We start from the raw sequence: 21,501 nt of genomic DNA, 5'->3' as shown, positions 1-21,501 counted from the left end.
GGCGCCGTACCGGTCGCCAGCGCAATGCAGGTGGCTACCCTTTGCTACAAAAGCTGTAACACGCGGCGGGTATCATCGGGCCCTCATGCTTGAGCAACGCATCCAACAGCATTTCATCGACAGCGCCGACCTGAAGTACCAGGCCGCGCAGACCCTGAGCCATCCCATTGCAGCAGCCGTACAGGCGGTGCTGGCCTGCGTGACCAGCGGCGGCAAGGTGCTGGCCTGTGGCAACGGCCCGTCCGCCGCCGAAGCGCAGCAGTTTGCCGCCTTTTGCGTGGCGGGCTTTGAACGCGAACGTCCCGAGCTGGCCGCGCTGGCGCTCACATCCGACAACACACTGCTCACGGCGGCTGCGGGCAGCAACGATGCCACCCAGCAGTTTGCGCGCCAGGTGCGCGCCCTGGGCCAGGCGGGCGATGTGCTGCTGGCCCTGACGGTGCACGGCAACGACCCCAACCTGCTGGCTGCCGCTGAGGCCGCGCACGAGCGCGACATGACCGTGGTGGTGTTGGCGGGCCGCACCGGCGGCAAACTGGCCGCCATGCTGCGGGAGACCGACGTCTTGATCAGCGTGCCCCACGACCGTGCGGCACGCGTGCGCGAAGTCCACACGCTGGTATTGCATTGCATCAGCGACGGCGTGGACGCACAGTTACTTGGTGAACAGGAGATCCCACTATGAACCCGACAACCCTGAACCGCACCCGCCGCGTGGTGGGCACTGCCCTGGCTGCTGCCACGCTGGCCGCCGCACTATCGGCCTGCGCGCCCCTGATCGTGGGCGGCGCTGTGGTCGGCGGCGTGATGGCGGTGGACCGCCGCACGGCCGGCACCCAGATCGAAGACGAAGGCATTGAGCTGCGCGCGGCCAACCGCATCCGCGAAGCCCTGGGCGACCGGGCCCATGTCAACGTGACCAGCTACAACCGCCAGGCCCTGCTGACCGGTGAAGTCGCCACGGCCCAGGACCGCCAGGCGGTGGAGCAGATGGTGTCGCAGGTGGAAAACGTGCGCTCGGTCGTCAACGATCTGGCCGTGATGCCCCCTTCTACGCTGAGCCAGCGGTCCACGGACACCTTCATCACCGGCAAGGTGCGTGCGAGCCTGGTGGATGCGCAGGACATCTCGGCCAACTCCTTCAAGGTGGTGACGGAGCGCAACACCGTTTACCTGATGGGCCGTGTGTCACAGCGTGAGGCCAACCGCGCCACGGACATCGCCCGAGGCGTGGCCGATGTGCGCAAGGTGGTGCGCGTGTTCGAGATCGTTTCGGAGGAAGAGCTGCGCCGCATCGCGCCGCAGCCTGCGCCGGTCACCACGGACACCAAGCCGGCTGGCGGCTAAGGGCGGGCATCAGACCGTAGGGTCCCAGTCCCAGACCGCAGCGCGTGGTCTGGGACTTTTTTCTTGCAGCGCAGCGCTGGGGCTCCGCCGCGCTGCCACACGTCGCCGGCGTTGCGCCCGGGGGTGAGGCTGCGACGACGCCTGCTTTGCCCGACCGCCGGGTCTGCCCTTTGTCAGGGTAGACACCGCAGGCGGCTGAGGGGGTTACTTCAAGCGCTGAATCAGGCTGGACGTATCCCAGCGGTTGCCGCCCATCTTCTGCACATCGGCATAGAACTGGTCCACCAGTGCCGTCACCGGCACGCGTGATCCGTTGCGCTTGGCTTCGTCCAGCACCAGTCCCAGGTCCTTGCGCATCCAGTCCACGGCAAAACCAAAGTCGAACTTGCCGTCCACCATGGTCTTGCCACGGTTGTCCATCTGCCAGCTCTGGGCAGCGCCCTTGCCGATCACTTCCAGCACCTGCTTCATGTCCAGCCCGGCGTTCTGGCCAAACGCCACGGCTTCCGACAGGGCCTGCACCAGCCCGGCGATGCAGATCTGGTTGACCATCTTGGCCAACTGGCCCGAGCCGCTGGCACCCAGCAGCGTGAAGGCGCGCGAGAACGCCATGGCCACGGGCTGAGCAGCCTCGAAGGCTGCTGCATCGCCGCCGCACATCACGGTCAGCAGGCCGTTCTGAGCGCCGGCTTGGCCGCCGGACACGGGCGCATCCACAAACTGCAGGCCGAGCGCCTGGGCGGCCGCATACAGCTCGCGGGCCACCTCGGCCGAGGCCGTGGTGTGGTCCACAAAAATCGCGCCGGGCTTCATGCCAGCGAAGGCACCGTCCGCGCCCAGGGTGACCGAGCGCAGGTCGTCGTCATTGCCCACACAGCAGAACACGATGTCGGCGCCTGCCGCCGCCTCGCGGGGCGTGGCTGCATGCTGGGGAGCCTTGGTGCCCGCGTACTCTGCGCACCACGCTACGGATTTGGTAGCGGTCCGGTTGTACACAGTGACTTCATGGCCAGCCAGCGCCAGGTGGCCTGCCATGGGATAGCCCATCACGCCCAGGCCCAGAAAGGCGACTTTGCGGGAGGGAGTGGTGTCGTAATTGCGGGGGTTAGTGCTTGGCATGGTGTGATGGCAAGATGATGCAAAAGTATGCGTGAAAACGAAAACCCGCCCAGGAGGGCGGGTGAAGCTGCGCGAAGGTGTGTGGACCTGGCTCTGGGGTCAAACGATCGCGAAATGCTCGGTGCCCTGTGCCAGGTCGGGTGACTTGGCGCGCTGGCTGTTGAGCTTGATCTGCAGGCGCAAGTCGTTGAGCGAGTCGGCATTGCGCAGCGCGTCTTCGTAGCTGATGACATTGGCCTCGTAGGCATCGAACAGCGCCTGGTCGAAGGTCTGCATGCCCAGGTTGCGGCTCTTCTTCATGATCTCCTTGATCTCGGAGACCTCGCCCTTGAAGATCAGGTCGGAGATCAGTGGGGTGTTGAGCATCACCTCCACCGCTGCGGCGCGGCCCTTGCCGTCCTGCTTGGGGATCAGGCGCTGCGACACCATGGCGCGCAGGTTGAGCGACAGGTCCATCAACAACTGGGCGCGGCGCTCTTCGGGGAAGAAGTTGATGATCCGGTCCAGCGCCTGGTTGGCGCTGTTGGCGTGCAGCGTGGCCAGGCACAAGTGCCCGGTTTCGGCAAACGCCACCGCATGTTCCATGGTCTCGCGGTCGCGGATTTCGCCCATCAGGATCACGTCGGGCGCCTGCCGCAGCGTGTTCTTCAGCGCTGCTTCCCAGCTGTCGGTATCCAGGCCCACTTCACGCTGCGTCACCACGCAGTTCTTGTGTGGGTGCACAAATTCGATGGGGTCCTCCACCGTGATGATGTGGCCGAACGAGTTCTCGTTGCGCCAGTCCACCATGGCGGCCAGCGTGGTGGACTTGCCCGAGCCCGTGGCACCCACCAGGATGCACAGGCCGCGTTTGGTCATCGTCACTTCCTTGAGCACCTGCGGCACACCCAGGCCGTCGATGGTGGGCAGCGTGAGCGGAATGGTCCGCAGCACCATGCCGACCTTGCCTTGCTGGATGAAAGCGTTGACGCGGAAGCGCCCGATGCCAGCGGGCGAGATGGCGAAGTTGCACTCCTTGGTGCGCTCGAAGTCTGCCACCTGCTTGTCGCTCATGATGGCGCGCGCCAGCGTGAGCGTGTGGTTGGACGTGAGGGGTTGCGGCGACACCTTGGTCACCTTGCCATCGACCTTGATGGCGGGTGGAAACTCTGCCGTGATGAACAAGTCGCTGCCGTTGCGGCTCACCATCAGCTTGAGCAGGTCATTGATGAATTTACTGGCCTGATCGCGTTCCATCAGAAGTTCTCCCGGGGGTGGTCGTCTGCCGGACGATCTTGTGTCGTGGATAGGTGCATCATTTCTGGTTGTCGCTCAGGCGTGCGCTCACCACGCGCAGGCGCAGCGACAGCTTGCGCGCCAGCAGGGCAATCAGGCTGGCGGCCAGTTGCGGATCCTTGGTCATCATGTCGTCCATGGCCTCGGCGGAGAGCACGGCGATCTCGCAGTCGGTCAGTGTGGTGCAGGCCGAAAAGCGGATGCCGCTGTCCAGCAGCGACATCTCGCCCAGGATGTCCCCAGGGCGTGTCTCGGCCAAGCGCAATTGTTCGCCCCAAGGCTGCACGCGGTCCACGGCGATGGTGCCTGTGAGCAGCACCACCATGAAGTTGCCGTACTCATCCTGGCGAATCACGTCGCGATTGGACGGGACGGCCGCAAATTCAAAAAAGCGCTCCATGCGCTCCACGGCGTCCTTGTCCAAGTGCGCCATGTACTTGTCCTTGGCCCACAGGCCTTGCAGCAGTTTGCCGCCCCGGCTGGTAGGCAGGCGCTTGGCGCCCACTTCCACGGCGCGTGCCTCCCAGGGCACCAGCATGGAGTCGTCCACACCCTGGCCCGCAAACGCGGTGGAAAACAGCACGGAATCCGTGTGGTCGTCCGATGGCTTGCCGCTGCGGGCTTTCATTTTCAGAAGGCTCAAAATGCCTTTCATATCGCGCTCCGGTATGCGGCGCCTTCAGGGGCCGCAAAGTCGTTCATGGGGGTGTGCTGTCGGGGGCTCAGCCGGGGAAGTTCTCGGGGATCTTGGCCTTGCTGCGTGCTTCGGCCGGACTGATGATGTTGCGGCGCACGAGGTCGGTCAGGTTCTGGTCCAGTGTCTGCATGCCCACGCTGTTGCTGGTCTGGATGGTGGAGTACATCTGCGCCACCTTGGCCTCGCGGATCAGGTTGCGGATGGCGCTGGTGCCCAGCATGATCTCGTGCGCAGCCACGCGGCCGGAGCCGTCCTTGGTCTTGCACAGCGTTTGCGAGATCACGGCCTGCAGTGATTCGGACAACATCGCACGGACCATTTCCTTTTCTTCGGCGGGGAACACGTCGATGATCCGGTCGATTGTCTTGGCGGCGCTCGAGGTGTGCAGCGTGCCAAACACCAAGTGGCCCGTTTCAGCAGCCGTCATGGCCAGGCGGATGGTTTCCAGGTCGCGCATTTCGCCCACCAGAATGGCGTCCGGGTCTTCGCGCAGTGCGGACTTCAGGGCCGCCGCGAAGGACAGCGTCATCGGGCCGACTTCACGCTGGTTGATCAGGCACTTCTTGGACTCGTGCACGAATTCGATCGGGTCTTCCACCGTGAGGATGTGGCCGTATTCGGATTCGTTGAGGTAGTTGACCATGGCGGCCAGCGTGGTGGACTTGCCCGAGCCCGTGGGGCCGGTAACCAGCACCAGGCCCCGTGGCTTCAAAGCCAGATCGCCAAAGATCTTGGGGGCGTTGAGCTGCTCCAGCGTCAGGATCTTGCTTGGAATCGTCCGGAACACGGCGGCCGCGCCCCGGTTCTGGTTGAAGGCATTGACGCGGAAGCGGGCCAGGCCTTCGATCTCGAAGGAAAAGTCCACCTCCAGGAACTCTTCATACGTCTTGCGCTGCGCGTCGCTCATGATGTCGTACACCATGGCATGCACCGTCTTGTGGTCCAGCGCATCGACGTTGATACGCCGCACGTCGCCGTGGACCCGGATCATGGGCGGCAGACCGGCGGAGAGGTGCAGGTCGGAGGCCTTGTTCTTCACGCTGAACGCGAGCAATTGGGTAATGTCCACGGAGTCCCTCTATCGTTTGGTACGCTTGCCAAACATTATGACCACGATTGCTAACAACCTCCAACAGGTTATGGGCCGGATCGCCCAGGCGTGCCGGGCTGCCGGGCGTGACCCGGGCCAGGTGGGCCTGCTGGCCGTTTCCAAGACCTTTGGCGCCGATGCAGTGCTGGAGGCGGTGGCCGCAGGCCAGCGCGCCTTTGGCGAGAACTACATCCAGGAGGGCGTGGACAAGATTGCCGCCGTGCGGGCTGCCTCGCCCGGTGTGGCGCTGCAGTGGCACTGCATTGGCCCTATCCAGAGCAACAAGACCCGCCTGGTGGCCGAGCACTTCGACTGGGTGCACACGGTGGACCGGCTCAAGATCGCTGAGCGCCTGTCAGGCCAGCGGCCCGATCACCTGCCGCCGCTGCAGGTATGTATCCAGGTCAACATCGACGGTGGGCCCACCAAGTCGGGCGTGGCCCCGGCCGAGGCCCTGGACCTGGTGCGTGCTGTCGCAAAACTGCCACGACTGGTCGTGCGGGGGCTCATGAGCATTCCGGACCATGCTCCTGAATTTGAAGCGCAATTGGCAATCCACACTAGCGCCAGAAGGCTATTTGATGAGATATCGGCAGTGGGAGAGCCAGGCCTGGGGCAGTTTGACACCCTGTCCCTGGGCATGACGGCCGACCTGGAGGCCGCCATTCAGGCAGGCAGCACGCTGGTGCGCGTGGGCACCGGCGTGTTTGGTGGCCGGACCTACCCCGCCGCCTGAGCGGGCTCAGCCCGGCAGCGTGAAGCGCGCCACGCAGTCCAGCGCCGCTGTCACATCCGCCTCACTCACATCCAGGTGCGTCACCCAGCGCAGCCGGGTGGCGCCGCCATACAGGCTGCTGGTCACGCGCACGCCGTGCTGCGCCAGCCAGGCGGTGAATGCTGGGGCCACCTCTGCGTGCAGGTCGGTGAAGAGGATGTTGGTCTGCCACGGCAGCACGGTGAGCTTGCCCTGCAGCACAGTGTGGCTCCGATTGGCCTCGGCCAGCCCTTGGGCCAGCCGGTCCAGGCGGGCGTGGTCTTCCGCCAGGCGCCGCACGTGGTGCTGCAGCGCGTAGTGGCCGGCAGCCGCCAGGACACCCGCCTGCCGCATGCCACCGCCCAGGATCTTGCGGGTGCGGCGCGCCTGCCGGATGAAGTCGCGCGAGCCCAGCACCAGCGAGCCCACGGGCGCGCCCAGGCCCTTGCTCAGGCACAGCGATGCGGAATCAAAGTGGCTGCACAGCGCGCGCGCTTCCGCATACACATCGGTGCCGTTGCGCGCGGCATTGGCCGTGGCAGCGTTGAACATGCGTGCGCCGTCCAGGTGCATGGCCAGCCCCCGGCTGCGCGCCAGTTGCGCCACCTCGGCGATGTAGGCGGGCGGCAGCACCTGGCCGCCGGTCGTGTTTTCCAGCACCACCAGGCGGGTGCGCGCGAAGTGCGGGTCGTCGGGTTTGATGGCGGCGGCGATGTCGGCCACGCGCAGCGTGCCGTCTGGCTGGGTTTCGACCGGCTGGGGCTGGATGGAGCCCAGCACGGCCATGCCGCCCGCCTCCCAGCGATAGGTGTGCCAGCTCTGGCCCACGATGGCCTCGTCGCCGCGCTGGCAGTGGCCCCACAGCGCGATCAGGTTGGTCTGCGTGCCCGAGGGGGCGAACAGCGCGGCCTCAAAACCCAGCAGCTCGGCGGCATGGTCCTGCAGTGCGTTCACTGAGGGGTCGTCGGCAAACACATCGTCGCCCAGCGGGGCCTTGAACATGGCCTCGCGCATGGCGGGCGTGGGCTGGGTGACGGTGTCGCTGCGAAAGTCGGGCATGGGCGCGGTCCTTGTGGGTCGGGTCAATGAATGGCCGGCCATATTAGTCGCGTTGGCATCCCCTGCGGCTGCAATGCCCTCGGCCGGCGAAATGGGCGCTGCCTAGGTCAGGGACGCCGAGCAAGGGCCGCCCCGCAGCGAGGGCGTCGTCCCCCCGAGGGGGAAGGCGCCGAAGGCGACTCAGGGGGGCTACGGTCTGTTCATCTTGCAATCCGTGCCTTGCGCCAGCTCATTGCCGGTGTAGGCGGCATCGGTGCGAAAGCCATAGTTCGTGCCTTCCCAGCCCACCTTCACGGCCTTGCCGTCCACCGGCGCGATGGTGTTGACCACCTGGGGCAGCAGCAGCTGGTGGTCTTCGCCGCGCATGCGCACGGGGCCCACCACCGATTCGAGGGTCAGGTCTTCCAGCGCACGGGCTACCTTCACCGGGTCGGTGGACTGGGCCTTGTTGATGGCTGCGGCGAGGAAGCGCGGCGTCATCTCGATGCGCGGCGCGAGAAAGTCCTTGCCCGTCTTGGCCTTGTAGGTCTTGGCCAGCGCGTCCACCTTGGGGGTGTCGGCCTGGCCGGGGTGCCATTCGGCCACCCAGGTCAGCTGGCCCTGCTTGGCCTGCGACACCGCCAGCACCGTGCCGGGGATGGAGCCCGCGCTGTGGTTGAAGTAGCGCAGGTTGTAGCCCGCATCGCCCGCCGCCTTGAGCAGCAGCGTCATGTCCTGCCCCCAGTTGCCGGTGATGACCGAGTCGGCCTCCGTGCTCTTGACCTTGGCGAGGTAGGGCGCAAAGTCCTTCACGCGGCCGATAGGGTGCAGCGCCTCGCCCACAAACTGGATGTCGGGCCGCGCCAGGCCCACCATCTCGCGGCCATAGTGCGCCCACTGCTTGCCGTGCGCGTAGTCCTGGTTCAGCAGGTACACCTTCTTGATGTCTGGCTGCTTCTTGATGTAGTTGGCGATGGCCTTCATCTTCATGGCCGTGTTGGCCTCGAACTGGAAGTGCCAGAAGTTGCAGGCCTTGCCCGTCAGCTCGGGGTCGATAGAGGAGTGGTTCAGCACCAGGATCTCCTTGCCCGGGTTGCGCTGGTTGTGGCGCGCCGCTGCCTGCACCAGCGCCGTGACCACCGACGAGCCCGAACCGCCCGTCACGATGGCCTTGGCCCCCTGGTCAATGGCGGCCTGCAGCGCGCTCTGGCTCTCTTGCGCCGAGAGCTTGCTGTCGAACTGCAGCAGCTGCAGCTTGGTGCCCTTGAGCACGCCGCCCTTGGCGTTGATGTCCTCGATGGCGTACTGCGTGTGGGTGAGCATCAGCTCACCCACGTTGGCGAACGGGCCCGACAGCGGGTCGATGTAGGCGACCTTGAAGGTCTCCTGCGCGCTGGCGGCCGTGCCGATGAGTAGTGCCGCCGCAGCGGCCAGGGGGGTGAGGAACACGGTTTTCATGGGTTTTGTCTCCGGTGGTTGTTGTGCTTGGTGTAAGGGTGCTGCGGTGCGCGTCAGGCTGAGTTGCGCTTGCGGGTTCGCCGCAGCCCCAGCACACGCCAGGCCAGCTGCGCCAGCTCCTGCGCCACCTCGTCTTGCGACAGGCGGCCGTCAGGGCGGTACCAGTTGTAGAGAAAGCCGGGCATGCTGCAGGCGGCCAGGGCGGTGATCTTGGTGTCGTTGAACTCGAACATGCCGTCCTGGCGGCCCTGTTCGAGCAGCGCGCACAGCCGGTCGTAGAAGTGGTTCGCCAGGTCCTTTTGCGCCGCCAGGTACTCGGGCCGGTACACCTGCGGCTCGCGGTACGGGAAGAAGGCCGAGGGGTGGTGCTCCAGCGTGGCGCGGATCAGCCGCTCGATGCCTTCCGTCACCTTCACGTGGGCAGGCCGGTCATCGTCCGCCGCAAAGTCCATCGCAGTGAAACACGCCACGGCAGGCGCCCACGACAGCGTCTCGAAGATCTCCTGCTTGTTGCGAAAGTAGTAGTACACAAAGGGCTTGGTCACGCCCAGCTGCTGCACGATCTGCTCGATGGTGGTGTTGGCGTAGCCCTGCGCATCAAACAGCGCCTCGGCCGCGCGCAGGATGCGCTCGCGCTTTTCGTCCGACCCGGCCGTGGCGGCCTTCTGGCGGCCGCTGGCCTGCACGGGGGGCTGCTGGTTCATCGGTGTCCTTTGCGCGACGTTGAAGTTATACCCATGGGTAGCATTGTTCTACCGAGCGGTATATATTGGCAAGACGCTGGCGGGTGAGGGCGCTCAGAGAAAACCCTGAGTGGCCGCCAAGAACCAGCGATTCCAGACACCTCGGAGACAACCCCATGCCTTCTGCCGCACCGCAGCTGCCGCTGCACGAACACCTGCGCCGCCACGCGCGCGAAACGCCCGACCGCATCGCCTACCTCTGGTACGGCCAGCCCCTCACGTGGGCGCAGCTTGATGCGGCCAGTGAGGCATTTGCCGCGCGCCTGCAGGCGCTGGGTGTGGCCAAGGGCGAGCCCGTGGCACTGTTCATGAACAACTGCCCGCAGTACGTGATGGCGCACTACGGCATCCAGAAGATCGGCGCCATCGTCTGCCCCTGCGGGCCGCTGAACAAGGAGCACGAGCTGGAATACCAGCTCACCGACCTGCAGGCGCGCGTGATCGTCGCGGCCGATGTGCTGCTGCCCGTGGTGGACAAGGTGCGCGCCAAGACCGCGCTGGAGCACGTGTTTGTGGTGCGCTATGCCGAGCTGCTGTCCGAGAGCACGCCCAGCATCGACGTACCCGCCGAGCTGCTGGCCATGCGCGCCGCCATGGCGCCGGTGCCTGCGGGCTGCGAAGACTTCCTGGCCGCCACCCGCACCGGTGCGCGGCCTGCGCCCGTGGCGCTGTCGATGGATGACATCTCGCTCATGACCTACACCTCGGGCACCACCGGGTTGCCGAAGGGCGCGATGCTGAGCTACGGCAATGCCACCTTCAAGACCGCTGCGTCGGCCGACTGCAATGGCATGACGCCGCACGAAACGCTGCTGGCCGTGGCCCCGCTGTACCACATCGCCGGTATGGTGATGGGCGTGAACCTGCCCGTGTACACCGGCGCCACGGCCGTGCTGCTGTACCGCTTCGACCCGCTGGGCGTGGCCCAGGCGCTGGAGCGCCACCGCGTGACCTGGTGGTACAGCATCGCGCCCATGAACGGCGCCCTGATGCAAGTGCCCGGCGCGCGCGATATGGACTGGAGCGCGCTGCGCCGCAACCCGGTCACCAGCTTTGGCATCACCTTCACCGAGGCGCTGGCCCAGCAGTGGCAGCAGTTCGCGCCCCACTGCATTGCGCACGAGGCGGCCTATGGCCTGTCGGAAACCCACACCGTCGACACCGCCATGCCGGTGGACGCCATTCGCTGGGGCACGCAGGGCAAGCCCGTGCCGGGCAACACCTTGCGCATCGTGGACCCTGACACCGGCGCGCCGCTGGCTGCTGGCGAGGTGGGCGAGATCACCATCCACGGCCCCGGCAACTTCAAGGGCTACTGGAAAAAGCCCGAGGCCACGGCCAAGACGCTGCGTGACGGCTGGGTCTACACCGGCGACATGGGAAAGATCGATGCGGACGGCTACCTCACCTTCATCGGCCGCTTCAAGGAAATGATCAAGGTCTCGGGCTACAGCGTGTTCCCCGAAGAGGTCGAGACCCTGCTCATCAAGCACCCCGCCGTGGCCCAGGCCGCCGTCATCGGCGTGCCGGATGCGGAAAAGGGCGAGGTGGTGCGCGCCTTCATCGTCAAGAAGCCCGGCCAGGATGTGGACGCCGCCGCGCTGGTGGCCTGGTGCCGCGAGAACATGGCGCCCTACAAGGCCCCGCGCGAAGTGCGCTTCATCGATGCGCTGCCCGCCACGGGCGCGGGCAAGGTGCTGCGCCGCCTGCTAAGGGATATTGCGTGATTTGACGAGAAATTGGCTGCTGGCGCTGGATGAATATGCGCTGGTAGCTATACAAAATATAGCGACTTCCCCATGCCATCTTCTGTTCTGTTCACCAAAGTGCTGGTTGCCAACCGGGGCGAAATCGCACTGCGCACCGTGCGCGCCCTGCACGACCTGGGCATTGCCAGCGTGGCCGTGTATGCCGACGATGACGCCGCCAGCCCCCATGTACACGCAGCCAGTGCGGTCGTGGCGCTGGGCACTACCGGCCCGGCGGCGTACCTGGACGGTGCGCGCCTCATTGCCATTGCCCAGGCGCAGGGCTGCGATGCCGTGCATCCGGGCTACGGCTTCTTGAGCGAGCGCGCCGACTTCGCCCGTGCCTGCGCCGAGGCCGGGTTGCGCTTCATCGGCCCCACGCCTGCGCAGCTCGCGCTGTTCGGCGACAAGGCGCAGGCCCGTGCGCTGGCGCAGCAGCAGGGCGTGCCGCTCATGCCCGGCACGCAGGCGGCCGTGTCTCTGGAGGAGGCACGGGCCTTCTTCGCGCAGCACGCCCATGCAGGCATCGTGATCAAGGCCATCGGCGGTGGCGGCGGGCGCGGCATGCGCGCGGTGGCGTCGGCCGATGAACTGCCCGCTGCCTACGCGCGCTGCCGCAGCGAGGCGCAGGCCGCCTTTGGTGTGGACGGCGTGTACGTGGAGCGCCTGATGGGCACCGCGCGCCACATCGAGGTGCAGGTGCTGGGCGATGGGCGCGAGGTGATCGCGCTGGGCGAGCGCGAGTGCACGCTGCAGCGGCGCTTTCAGAAGGTGGTGGAGATCGCGCCAAGCCCTTCGTTGCCCGCAGCGCTGCGCGAGCGCATCACCACCGCCGCACTGTCCATGGCGCGCGCCGTGGCCTACGAGGGCCTGGGCACGTTCGAGTTTCTGGTGGACCTGGCCTCGAACGACCTGCCGTTTGTGTTCATCGAATGTAACCCACGCCTGCAGGTGGAGCACACCATCACCGAAGAGGTCACCGGCGTGGACCTGGTGCAGGCGCAGATCGCACTGGCCGCAGGCCGCACGTTGCAGGACATCGGCCTCGACCCTGCCGCACTGCCTGCCGTGTTGGGCTTTGCCGTGCAGTGGCGCATCAACGCCGAAACGCTGGACGCACAGGGCAACGCCACCCCAGGCAGCGGCACGCTCAGTCGCTTTGACCTGCCCGCAGGCCCCGGCGTGCGCGTGGACACGCACGGCGCAGCAGGCGCCACGCCGTCGCCGCACTACGACACGCTGCTGGCCAAGCTCATCGTGCACACGCGCAGCCCGCACTTTGCGGATGCGCTGCGCCGCTCGCAGCGCGCGCTGGCCGAGTGCCGCATCGAGGGCGTGGCCACCAACCTCGCGCTGCTGCAGGCGCTGGCAACACGGCCCGAGATGGAGAGCCAGCAGGTGCACACGCGCTGGCTGGAATCCGTGTTGCCTGAATTGCTGGGTGCTTCCAAAAACATAGCTGCCAGCGCTTATCCATCAAGCGCTAGCGGCCAAAAATACTCAAATTTCTCAATGCCTGCACCCGAAGGTGCCGTGCTGGCCCCCATGCCCGCCCGCCTGGTGCAGCTGAGCGTGGCCGAGGGCGACGTGGTCGCCGCAGGCGCCGAGCTGGCCGTGCTCGAAGCCATGAAGATGGAGCATGTGCTGCTGGCCCCACACGCGGGCCGCGTCGGCGCGCTGCTGGCCGTGGCCGGTGCCTACGTCGCGCAGGGGCAGCCGCTGCTGGTGCTGGACGCGGTGGACGATGCGGCCGATGTCGAAGTGCAGGGCAGCGCTGCGCACGACCCCGACCACATCCGCGCCGACCTGCAACGCGTGATCGACCGCCACGCCTTCACGCTCGACGCCGCGCGCCCCGACGCCATGGCCAAACGCCACGCCCAAGGTGGCCGCTCCGCGCGCGAGAATATTGCCGACCTGTGCGACGACGGCAGCTTCATCGAATATGGCGCCCTCGCCATCGCCGCGCAGGCGCGCCGCCGCAGCAAGGAGGACCTGATTGCCAACACACCCGCCGACGGCATGGTCACAGGCATCGGCGGCATCAATGGCGCACTGTTTGGCGACGAGAAGTCCCGCACCGTGGTCATGTCTTACGACGCCACCGTGCTCGCGGGCACCCAGGGCGCACGCAACCACGCCAAGACCGACCGCATGCTCGGCATCGCGCTGGCGCAGAAGCTGCCGGTGGTGTTGTTCGCCGAGGGCGGCGGCGGGCGCCCGGGCGACACCGACATGCCCGTGGTGGCGGGGCTGCATGTGCACACGTTTGCGAGCTACGCGGCGCTGTCGGGCCAGGTGCCAGTCATCGGCATCGCCGCCGGGCGCTGCTTTGCGGGCAACGCGGCGCTGCTGGGCTGCAGCGACGTGATCATTGCCACGCGCGCCAGCAACATCGGCATGGGCGGCCCGGCCATGATCGAAGGTGGTGGTCTGGGCATCTTCAAGCCAGAGCAGATCGGACCGAGCCGCGTGCAGCATGCCAACGGCGTGATCGACGTGCTGGTCGATGACGAGGCCGGGGCGGTGCAGGCCGCGCGCCATTACCTGTCGTTCTTCCAGGGCCGCACATCGCAGTGGTCTGCACCCGACCAGCGCCTGCTGCGCGCCGTGGTGCCCGAAAACCGCCTGCGCGTGTACGACACCCGCACGGCGATGGCGGGCCTGGTGGACGACGGCAGCCTGCTGCTGCTGCGCACCGGCTTTGGCGCGGGCATCCACACCGCACTCGCGCGCATCGAAGGCCGCCCCGTGGGCCTGCTGGCCAACAACCCGCAACACCTGGGCGGCGCCATCGACGCCGATGCGGCCGACAAAGGCGCGCGCTTCATGCAGCTGTGCAACGCGCATGGTCTGCCCATCGTGAGCCTGGTGGACACGCCCGGCTTCATGGTCGGCCCCGAGGTCGAAGCCACGGCCCAGGTGCGCCACGTGAGCCGCCTGTTCGTCACCGCAGCCAGCCTGCGCGTACCCACCTTCAGCGTGGTGCTGCGCAAGGGTTACGGCCTGGGCGCCATGGGCATGACGGCCGGGGGCTTCCATGCGCCCGTGTTCACTGTCGCCTGGCCCACGGGCGAGTTCGGTGCCATGGGGCTCGAAGGCGCCGTGCGCCTGGGCTTTCGCAAGGAGCTGGAGGCGCTGCCCGAGGGCGCCGAGCGCGACGCGCTGTTTGCCAAGCTGCTGGCCAAGTCCTACGCCAACGGCGAGGCGATGCACATGGCCGCCACGCTGGAGATCGACGCGGTGATCGACCCGGCGGACACGCGGGCCTGGCTGGCGCGGGGGCTGGCGTCGGCGCAGGTGGCTCCGCTGGGTCCACGTTGCATCGATACCTGGTGAAGCAGCACGGCACCTGGCACGGTGGTGCCTATCGGTGCATCAGGGCGAGCTTTGCGCCGAGCCCGACAAACGCGGCCGCAAAGCCGCGGCGCAGCCACACCAGCGCGCCGGGGCGCTGCAGCACCTGGTCACGAAACCGGGCGGCAAAGACGCCATAGCCCAAAAACACCACAAAAGTCATGGCCATGAAGACCAGCGAGAGCTGGACCATGCGCCACGCGGGCTGCGATTCACCCGGTGCGATGAACTGCGGCAGAAAGGTGAGGAAGAACAGCGACAGCTTGGGGTTGAGCAGGTTGATCAGCATGGCTTCCGCGATACGCCCACCGGCTGTGCGTGCGGGTGCGTCGGCGCGCACCTCCAGTGTGGCGGGCGAGCGCCACGTGGCCCAGCCCATGTAGACCAGGTAGGCGACCCCCGCGTAGCGCAGGACTTCGAATGCCGTGGCGCTGGCGTTGAGAAGTGCGGCCAGCCCGGTGATCGCCGCCAGCAGGTGCGGCACGATGCCGAGCGTGCAGCCCAGCGCCGTCACGGCGGCGGCCCGCGCGCCGCCCGAGAGTCCGGCCGCCACGGTCAGCAGGGTTCCTGGCCCCGGCGAGACGACCACGATGAGAGAGGTGATGAGAAATTCGATGCCCATGGCGAGAGGCCGCGCGGCGGCGGCGTGAAGTGGCGATGCCCGCAGCATCCGCCAACCCCCGCACAACGGTCTTGAACGAAATTGCAGGGTCCGGGCTGTCAGCCGCGTGCGCGGACGTAGGCGCCCGGTGTGATGCCAAAGCTGCGCGTGAAGAGGCGCGTCAGGTGGCTTTGGTCGGCAAAGCCACTGGCTGCGGCGATATCGGCCAGGGGCGTACCCGCACCCATCAGATGGCGCGCAAGCTGCAGTCGGCGCTGCAGCAGGTAGGCGTGCGGCGTCAGGCCCGTGGCCTGGGCAAATTGGCGCACGAGCTGGTAGCGGCTCAAACTTGCCGCATCGGCCAGTTGCGCGAGGCTCCAGGCCGCGGTGGGATCGTCGTCCATCATGGTGCGAGCCCTGGCGATGGACGCGGCGGATTGTTGGTGGCCCTTCGGCCGCAGCAGGCCGCTCAGCACCCGCAACAGGCATTCCTCCACATGCAGCGCTGCGGCCGAGTGGTTGGGGCGGTGGGTGGCCGCGTCGAACAGCGCCAGTACCTGGTCCGCCAGCCGCGCATCGCGCATGGTCGGAGCATGGAATTCGAAGGCGGAGCCGTGCGGGCCCGGATGCACCTCTGCCGCCAATGGCGCCACCAGGGCGGGCTCCAGGTAGAGCATGCGCCAGGCGCGTCCACGCTCGTCCAGCGGCATGCCATCGTGGACTTCGCCGGGGTTGACCGTGATGGTGTCGCCTGGGCCCGATTCCACAATCCCCCGGCCGCTGGCCGATTTCTGCGCACCCCGCTCGATCACGCCGAGGCCGAACTGCAAGTGCATGTGCCTGCCGAAGACGAGGCGGGAGTCGGCCTGCATCGCTTCGATGCCGGGCAGTGCGGTGGGCAGGAATCGGAAGGGTTTTTGCTGCATGGCGCGCGGCCTTGGGGTGGCGCGGGGCCATGATAAGCTGACCTGATCGTCCCTTTTTCCTCCCTCAGTTTCACACGCGGAGACTCCTCTATGCCTGGCCTTTTGCCCGATATCGACCCCGATGGTTTGCTCGAATTTTCGGTGGTCTACACCGACCGCGCGCTCAACCACATGTCCAAGCGCTTCACCGGCGTGGTGCAGGACATCCTGGGCACGCTCAAAGAGGTCTACCACGCCCACACCGCCGTGCTGGTGCCCGGCAGCGGCACCTTCGGCATGGAGGCCGTGGCGCGCCAGTTTGCCAACAAGGAAAAGGTGCTCATCGTGCGCAACGGTTGGTTCAGCTACCGCTGGACGCAGATCTTTGATGCCGACAAGGGCCTGGGCGGTGGTTCCGTGGTGTGCAAGGCGCGCCAGCAGGGCAGTGGCCCGCAGGCGCCCTGGGCACCATGCCCCGCTGAAGAAGTCGCCGCCACCATCCGGGCAGAAAAGCCCAAGGTGGTGTTTGCGCCCCATGTGGAAACGGCCAGCGGCATCATCCTTTCGGACGACTACATCCGCACGCTGACGGCAGCTGCGCATGAGGTGGGCGCGCTGTTTGTGCTGGACTGCGTGGCGTCGGGCGCGATGTGGGTGGACATGCAGGCCACGGGCGTGGATGTGCTCATCAGCGCACCGCAAAAGGGCTGGAGCGGATCGCCTTGCTGCGCCATGGTGATGCTGTCCGAGCGTGCGCGCGAAGCCATCGAGGGCACCACGAGCAGCAGCTTCTCGTGCGACCTCAAGAAGTGGATGCAGATTGCCGAGGGCTACGAAAAGGGCCAGCACGCGTACCACACCACCATGCCCACGGATGCGCTGGTGCGCCTGCGCGAGGTGATGGGCGAGACGCGTGAATATGGATTTGCCAAGGTGCGTGACGAGCAGATCGAATTGGGCGCCAAGGTGCGCGCGCTGCTCGAATCGCGCGGCTTCCCCAGCGTGGCGGCCGACGGCTTCAAGGCGCCCGGCGTGGTGGTGAGCTACACCACCGACTCCGGCATCCAGAACGGCAAGAAGTTCATGGAAGTGGGCCTGCAGACGGCTGCGGGTGTGCCGCTGCAGTGCGATGAGGGGCCGGACTTCAAGACCTTCCGCATTGGCCTGTTTGGCCTGGAGAAGTGGCACAACGTGGACCGCACGGTGGGCCACCTGTCGAAGGCGCTGGACCAGATTGCGGCGACTGCCTGACGCATTGGGGTCGAGGTCGGCGGGCTGGCCCGGATGAAGCCAGAGACTGACAGCGCAACCGTAGCCCTGCGGCGTGCCAAACGGCAGGCGCTGGGACTGTTGCTGCTGGTGACGGCGGTGTTCATCGCCACCAGCGTGGTCGAACGCGGACTGTGGCTCAACGGTGTGAAGGCCATGGCCGAGGCCGCCATGGTGGGTGCGCTGGCGGACTGGTTTGCGGTGGTGGCGCTGTTCCGGCGCCCGCTGGGCCTGCCGATTCCGCACACCGCAGTCATCGCGCGCAACCAGGCGCGCATCGGCCGCAACCTGGCCACCTTTGTACGCGACAAGTTCCTGGACGTGCCTTCGCTCGTGTCGCTGATCCGCCGGCACGACCCGGCCGAGCGTCTGGCGCAGTGGCTCACGGCGCCAGGCAACGCCGCGCTGCTGGGACACCAGGCCACGCGCCTGGCATCGGCCGCGCTGGAGACGGTGCAGGACGCGCAGGTGGAGCGCTTCATCCACAAGGCCGCGCGTGCCTTGATCGGGCAGGTGGATATGTCGCGCGCCCTGGCGGCGGTGCTCGACACCCTCACGCACAACGGCCGTCACCAGGCGCTGCTGGACGACGTGCTGGCCAAGCTCATCGAACTGCTGCAGAACGAGCAAACCCGCACCTGGGTCGCGCAGTCCATCGTGGTCTGGCTGAAGAAGGACCACCCGCGCACCGAGAAATTGCTGCCCAGCGACTGGCTGGGCGACAAGGGTTCGGCCCTGCTGGCCCGCGCGCTGGAGAGCCTGATGACCGATGTGGCCGCCAACCCGCAGCACGCATTGCGTGCGCAGTTTGATGTGGCGGTGCAGCGCTTTATCGAGCGCCTGCGCAGCGACCCGGAATGGGAGCGCAAGGGCGAGGAGATCCGCACATGGTTGCAGACCGACGCCACGGTGGCAGGTTATGTGCAGACCTTGTGGTTGGATCTGCGCGGCGCTCTGCAACGCGACCTGGCCGATGCCAACTCGGTGCTGGCGCGGCAGGTGGGCAAGCTGGGGTTATGGCTGGGCGAGTCGCTGGCGGGGGACGCGGCGCTGCGGCAGTCGTTCAATGACAGGCTGGAGCGTTGGGTGGAGGGTCTGGCGCCGGATGTGTCGGCGTTCATTGCGCAGCACATCGAGGACACGGTGCTGCGGTGGGATACGGAAGAGATGACTCAGCTGATCGAGCTGAACATTGGCAAGGATCTGCAGTACATCCGCATCAATGGCACCGTGGTGGGCGGGCTCATCGGGCTGGTGCTGTTTGCTGTGTCGCATGTGGGGGAGATGGGGCGGGCTTTGTGGGGCGGGTGAGGGCCGCTGAGCGCGGCGCAGCGTGGGACAAGAGGTGATGCCCCTGCCGCACCCCTCACAACAACCGGAACACCAGCGGCATCAGCACCGCAGCCAGCACCACCTGCAGCCCCAGCGCCAACCCTGCATACGCCCCCGCTTCGGCATGCACCTGCAGCGCATGCGCCGCGCCGATGCCATGTGACGCCGTGCCCAGCGCAAAGCCCCGCAGTGCCATGCCTTGCGCGTCGGTGGGCAGGCGCATCAAGCCAAACAACCAGCGCGCAGACAGCGCCCCCACCATGCCCGTCAGCGCCGCGAACACGGCGGCCAGGGCGGGCACGCCGCCGATCTGTGCGGCAATGCCCATGGCGACCGGGGCGGTGACGGATTTGGGGGCCAGCGACATCAGCACATCACCCGGCAGGCCCAGTGCCCAGCCCAGGCCTACAGCGCTGGCGGCCGCCGCGCTGCCACCCGCCAGCGAGGCCAGCACCAGCCGGCCCCAACGCGAGCGCAAGGCCGCGCGGCGCTGCCACAGGGGCCAGCCCAGCGCCACCACCGCAGGGCCCAGCAAGAAGTGGATGAACTGCGCGCCCGCAAAGTACGTGGGATAGGCCGTGCCGGTGGCCAGCATGACCGTGGCCAGAATGGCCACTGACAGCATCACCGGGTTGGCCCAGGGCGCGTGCCCCGAGCGCACCGACAGCGCCTGCGCCAGCACATACACCGCCAGCGTTGCGGTCAGCCCGAACAGTGGGGCCGATGCCAGGTACACCCACAGCTCAACGAAGTTCGCCATGGGTCTCCTTGGGCTGCAAAAGACGCAGCACCAGCGCCGTCACGGCCATACCGACCCAGGTGGACAGCACAATCACCGCCACCAGCTGCAGGCCATAGGTGCTCAGCAGCGCCAGGTGGGTCATGACCCCCACGCCCACCGGCACAAACAGCAGCGACAGGTGCTGGAGCAAGAAGCCCGCCGCCGGGGCTACGGCATCCCGAACGGGCTGCCAACGCAAGGCCAGCAAGAGCAGCACCATGCCGACCACCGGCCCTGGGACCGGGAGCTTCAAAAAGTGAGACAGCGCCTCGCCCCCCGACTGCATGAGCAGAAGAAAGGCCAGCCCTTGCAGCGCCTTCATGGCGATCAGAAACGCGGCAGGTCGGGGTGCTTGATCTGCCCCCCACGCACCAGCATCTTCCCGTACTCCGCGCACCGGTTCAGCGTGGGGATTACCTTGCCGGGGTTCAGCAACCCTGCCGGATCAAACGCGTGCTTGAGCCCGAACATCTGTGCGTTTTCCGCTGCAGAGAACTGCACACACATGCTGTTGAGCTTCTCCACGCCCACGCCATGCTCGCCCGTCACCGTGCCGCCCATGGCGACGCTGGTCTCCAGGATGTCGGCGCCAAACAGCTCGCAGCGGTGCAGTTGGTCGGCATCGTTCGCATCGAACAGGATCAGCGGATGCAGGTTGCCGTCGCCCGCGTGGAACACGTTGGCGCAGCGCAGCTGGTATTTTTTCTCCATCTCCTGGATGGCGAGCAGGATGTCCGCCAGGCGCTTGCGCGGGATGGTCGAGTCCATGCACATGTAGTCGGGGCTGATGCGGCCGCTGGCGGGGAAGGCGTTCTTGCGGCCGCTCCAGAAGCGCAGGCGCTCGGCTTCGTCGTTGCTGACCGAGATGGCGGTGGCGCCTGCAGCGCGCAGCACGTCGCTCATGCGGCCAATTTCTTCCTCTACCTCTTCGGGTGTGCCGTCGCTCTCGCACAGCAGGATGGCTTCCGCAGTCAGGTCGTAGCCCGCGTGCACAAAGTCCTCCACGGCAGCGGTCATGGGTTTGTCCATCATCTCCAGGCCGGCCGGGATGATGCCGGCCGCGATGACCGCGGCCACCGCGTCGCCCGCTTTGCGCACGTCGTCAAAGCTGGCCATGATGCAGCGCGCCAGCTGGGGCTTGGGGATGAGCTTGACGGTGACCTCGGTGGTCACGGCCAGCATGCCCTCGCTGCCGATCACGGCGGCCAGCAGGTCGTAGCCAGGGGCGTCGAGTGCCTCGCTGCCGAATTCGACGGGCTCGCCTTCCACCGTGAAGCCCTTTACCTTGAGCACGTTGTGCACGGTGAGGCCGTATTTGAGGCAGTGCACGCCGCCCGAGTTCTCGGCCACATTGCCGCCGATGGTGCAGGCGATCTGGCTGCTGGGGTCGGGCGCGTAGTAGAGGTTGTAGGGGGCTGCCGCCTCGCTGATCGCCAGGTTGCGCACGCCACACTGCACCACGGCCGTGCGGCTTTCGGGGTTGATGTCGAGAATGCGGTTGAACTTGGCCAGCGACATCGTCACGCCCAGGGCGTGGGGCATGGCGCCGCCCGACAGGCCCGTGCCCGCACCGCGCGCCACCACCGGCACCTGCAGCCGGTGGCACACCTGCAGCACGGCCTGCACCTCGTCGTAGGTTTCCGGCAGGCACACCACCAGCGGGCGCTGGCGGTAGGCGGTGAGGCCGTCGCATTCGTAGGGCGTGGTGTCCTCGTTGTGCCAGAGCAGTGCGTGGGCGGGCAGCACGCGGCCCAGGGCCTGGACAACCTCGGCCTGGCGCGCGGCGCGTTCGGACAGGGCTACGGTGGGGTCGGCGGCAGTGTTCATGGCTGTCACTGTAGGGGATGGCTCGGTGCCCGGGCTTGAGCTTTTCTTCAGGTGATTGTGAAAAACACCGGATCGCTCATCAATTGATAGCTTCTGGCGCTTGTTGGACAAGCGCTGGAGGCAAATTTGCCTGAGCCTGATGGAGGCGGGCGTGACTCGG

Annotated in this window: 19 protein-coding genes; 7 read left to right on the top strand and 12 right to left on the bottom strand. The window is 66.9% G+C overall.

What is annotated here, in order from left to right:
- Positions 1–85 precede the first annotated feature (85 nt).
- Positions 86–685, top strand: coding sequence for an SIS domain-containing protein (locus tag CLU87_RS18955; protein ID WP_056059914.1), 600 nt, complete (start codon positions 86–88; stop codon positions 683–685).
- Positions 682–1,347, top strand: coding sequence for a BON domain-containing protein (locus tag CLU87_RS18950; protein WP_099731461.1), 666 nt, complete (start codon positions 682–684; stop codon positions 1,345–1,347). Before CLU87_RS18955 ends, CLU87_RS18950 begins: the two co-directional genes overlap by 4 nt.
- Before the next feature lie 204 nt (positions 1,348–1,551).
- Here the strand turns inward: CLU87_RS18950 and CLU87_RS18945 are convergent, their stop codons facing one another.
- The 4 genes from CLU87_RS18945 to CLU87_RS18930 all read right to left on the bottom strand — a co-directional run bounded on the left by CLU87_RS18945 (position 1,552) and on the right by CLU87_RS18930 (position 5,507).
- A complete protein-coding gene (locus CLU87_RS18945; RefSeq protein ID WP_056059909.1) occupies positions 1,552–2,466 on the bottom strand; it encodes an NAD(P)-dependent oxidoreductase in 915 nt (304 codons plus the stop codon).
- Positions 2,467–2,565: 99 nt separating this feature from the next.
- Positions 2,566–3,702: a PilT/PilU family type 4a pilus ATPase gene (locus tag CLU87_RS18940; protein WP_056059906.1), complete on the bottom strand. Its 1,137-nt coding sequence runs from the start codon at positions 3,700–3,702 to the stop codon at positions 2,566–2,568.
- 58 nt (positions 3,703–3,760) lie between these two features.
- On the bottom strand, positions 3,761–4,396 hold the full coding sequence (locus tag CLU87_RS18935; protein WP_015012256.1) for a Crp/Fnr family transcriptional regulator: 636 nt from the start codon (positions 4,394–4,396) through the stop codon (positions 3,761–3,763).
- Positions 4,397–4,463: 67 nt separating this feature from the next.
- A complete protein-coding gene (locus CLU87_RS18930) occupies positions 4,464–5,507 on the bottom strand; it encodes a type IV pilus twitching motility protein PilT (RefSeq protein WP_015012257.1) in 1,044 nt (347 codons plus the stop codon).
- 37 nt (positions 5,508–5,544) lie between these two features.
- Between CLU87_RS18930 and CLU87_RS18925 the strand changes: the two genes are divergently transcribed.
- Positions 5,545–6,264 (top strand): YggS family pyridoxal phosphate-dependent enzyme, encoded by a 720-nt coding sequence (locus CLU87_RS18925; protein ID WP_099731460.1) that lies wholly within the window; start codon positions 5,545–5,547, stop codon positions 6,262–6,264.
- Positions 6,265–6,270: 6 nt separating this feature from the next.
- Here the strand turns inward: CLU87_RS18925 and ltaE are convergent, their stop codons facing one another.
- The 3 genes from ltaE to CLU87_RS18910 form a co-directional block, all read right to left on the bottom strand.
- Entirely contained in the window at positions 6,271–7,341 is a 1,071-nt protein-coding gene (gene ltaE / locus CLU87_RS18920) for a low-specificity L-threonine aldolase (protein ID WP_099731459.1), read from the bottom strand.
- 189 nt (positions 7,342–7,530) lie between these two features.
- Positions 7,531–8,778: a branched-chain amino acid ABC transporter substrate-binding protein gene (locus tag CLU87_RS18915; RefSeq protein WP_056059897.1), complete on the bottom strand. Its 1,248-nt coding sequence runs from the start codon at positions 8,776–8,778 to the stop codon at positions 7,531–7,533.
- Positions 8,779–8,831: 53 nt separating this feature from the next.
- The gene (locus CLU87_RS18910) at positions 8,832–9,482 is read right to left on the bottom strand and encodes a TetR/AcrR family transcriptional regulator (RefSeq protein WP_099731458.1); all 651 of its coding nucleotides are present in this window, start codon (positions 9,480–9,482) and stop codon (positions 8,832–8,834) included.
- A 155-nt stretch (positions 9,483–9,637) separates the two neighbouring features.
- Here CLU87_RS18910 and CLU87_RS18905 point away from each other — a divergent pair, with 155 nt between their 5' ends.
- Positions 9,638–11,248 (top strand): AMP-binding protein, encoded by a 1,611-nt coding sequence (locus CLU87_RS18905; protein ID WP_099731457.1) that lies wholly within the window; start codon positions 9,638–9,640, stop codon positions 11,246–11,248.
- Positions 11,249–11,335: 87 nt separating this feature from the next.
- On the top strand, positions 11,336–14,608 hold the full coding sequence (locus CLU87_RS18900) for a carboxyl transferase domain-containing protein (RefSeq protein WP_099732249.1): 3,273 nt from the start codon (positions 11,336–11,338) through the stop codon (positions 14,606–14,608).
- 28 nt (positions 14,609–14,636) lie between these two features.
- Here CLU87_RS18900 and CLU87_RS18895 read toward each other — a convergent pair whose 3' ends face one another.
- Entirely contained in the window at positions 14,637–15,248 is a 612-nt protein-coding gene (locus tag CLU87_RS18895) for a LysE family translocator (RefSeq protein ID WP_056060091.1), read from the bottom strand.
- A gap of 98 nt (positions 15,249–15,346) precedes the next feature.
- Positions 15,347–16,153: an AraC family transcriptional regulator gene (locus CLU87_RS18890; RefSeq protein WP_056059887.1), complete on the bottom strand. Its 807-nt coding sequence runs from the start codon at positions 16,151–16,153 to the stop codon at positions 15,347–15,349.
- A 90-nt stretch (positions 16,154–16,243) separates the two neighbouring features.
- Here CLU87_RS18890 and CLU87_RS18885 point away from each other — a divergent pair, with 90 nt between their 5' ends.
- Entirely contained in the window at positions 16,244–17,383 is a 1,140-nt protein-coding gene (locus CLU87_RS18885) for an aminotransferase class V-fold PLP-dependent enzyme (protein WP_056059884.1), read from the top strand.
- Positions 17,384–17,416: 33 nt separating this feature from the next.
- Positions 17,417–18,712, top strand: coding sequence for a DUF445 domain-containing protein (locus tag CLU87_RS18880; RefSeq protein WP_099731456.1), 1,296 nt, complete (start codon positions 17,417–17,419; stop codon positions 18,710–18,712).
- A 55-nt stretch (positions 18,713–18,767) separates the two neighbouring features.
- Here CLU87_RS18880 and CLU87_RS18875 read toward each other — a convergent pair whose 3' ends face one another.
- The 3 genes from CLU87_RS18875 to CLU87_RS18865 are packed head-to-tail and all read right to left on the bottom strand — an operon-like array spanning position 18,768 to position 21,341.
- The gene (locus tag CLU87_RS18875) at positions 18,768–19,493 is read right to left on the bottom strand and encodes an LrgB family protein (protein ID WP_056059876.1); all 726 of its coding nucleotides are present in this window, start codon (positions 19,491–19,493) and stop codon (positions 18,768–18,770) included.
- Positions 19,477–19,836: a CidA/LrgA family protein gene (locus CLU87_RS18870; protein ID WP_056059873.1), complete on the bottom strand. Its 360-nt coding sequence runs from the start codon at positions 19,834–19,836 to the stop codon at positions 19,477–19,479. The genes CLU87_RS18875 and CLU87_RS18870 overlap by 17 nt, the downstream gene beginning before the upstream one ends.
- Positions 19,837–19,841: 5 nt before the next feature.
- Entirely contained in the window at positions 19,842–21,341 is a 1,500-nt protein-coding gene (locus tag CLU87_RS18865) for an FAD-linked oxidase C-terminal domain-containing protein (RefSeq protein ID WP_056059869.1), read from the bottom strand.
- Positions 21,342–21,501: the final 160 nt, after the last annotated feature.

The sequence above is a fragment of the Acidovorax sp. 59 genome (assembly GCF_002754175.1).
Lineage (GTDB): Bacteria > Pseudomonadota > Gammaproteobacteria > Burkholderiales > Burkholderiaceae_C > Acidovorax > Acidovorax delafieldii.
The sequence above is the reverse complement of the archived record's forward strand: the minus strand, read 5'-3'. Positions and strand labels throughout refer to the sequence as shown.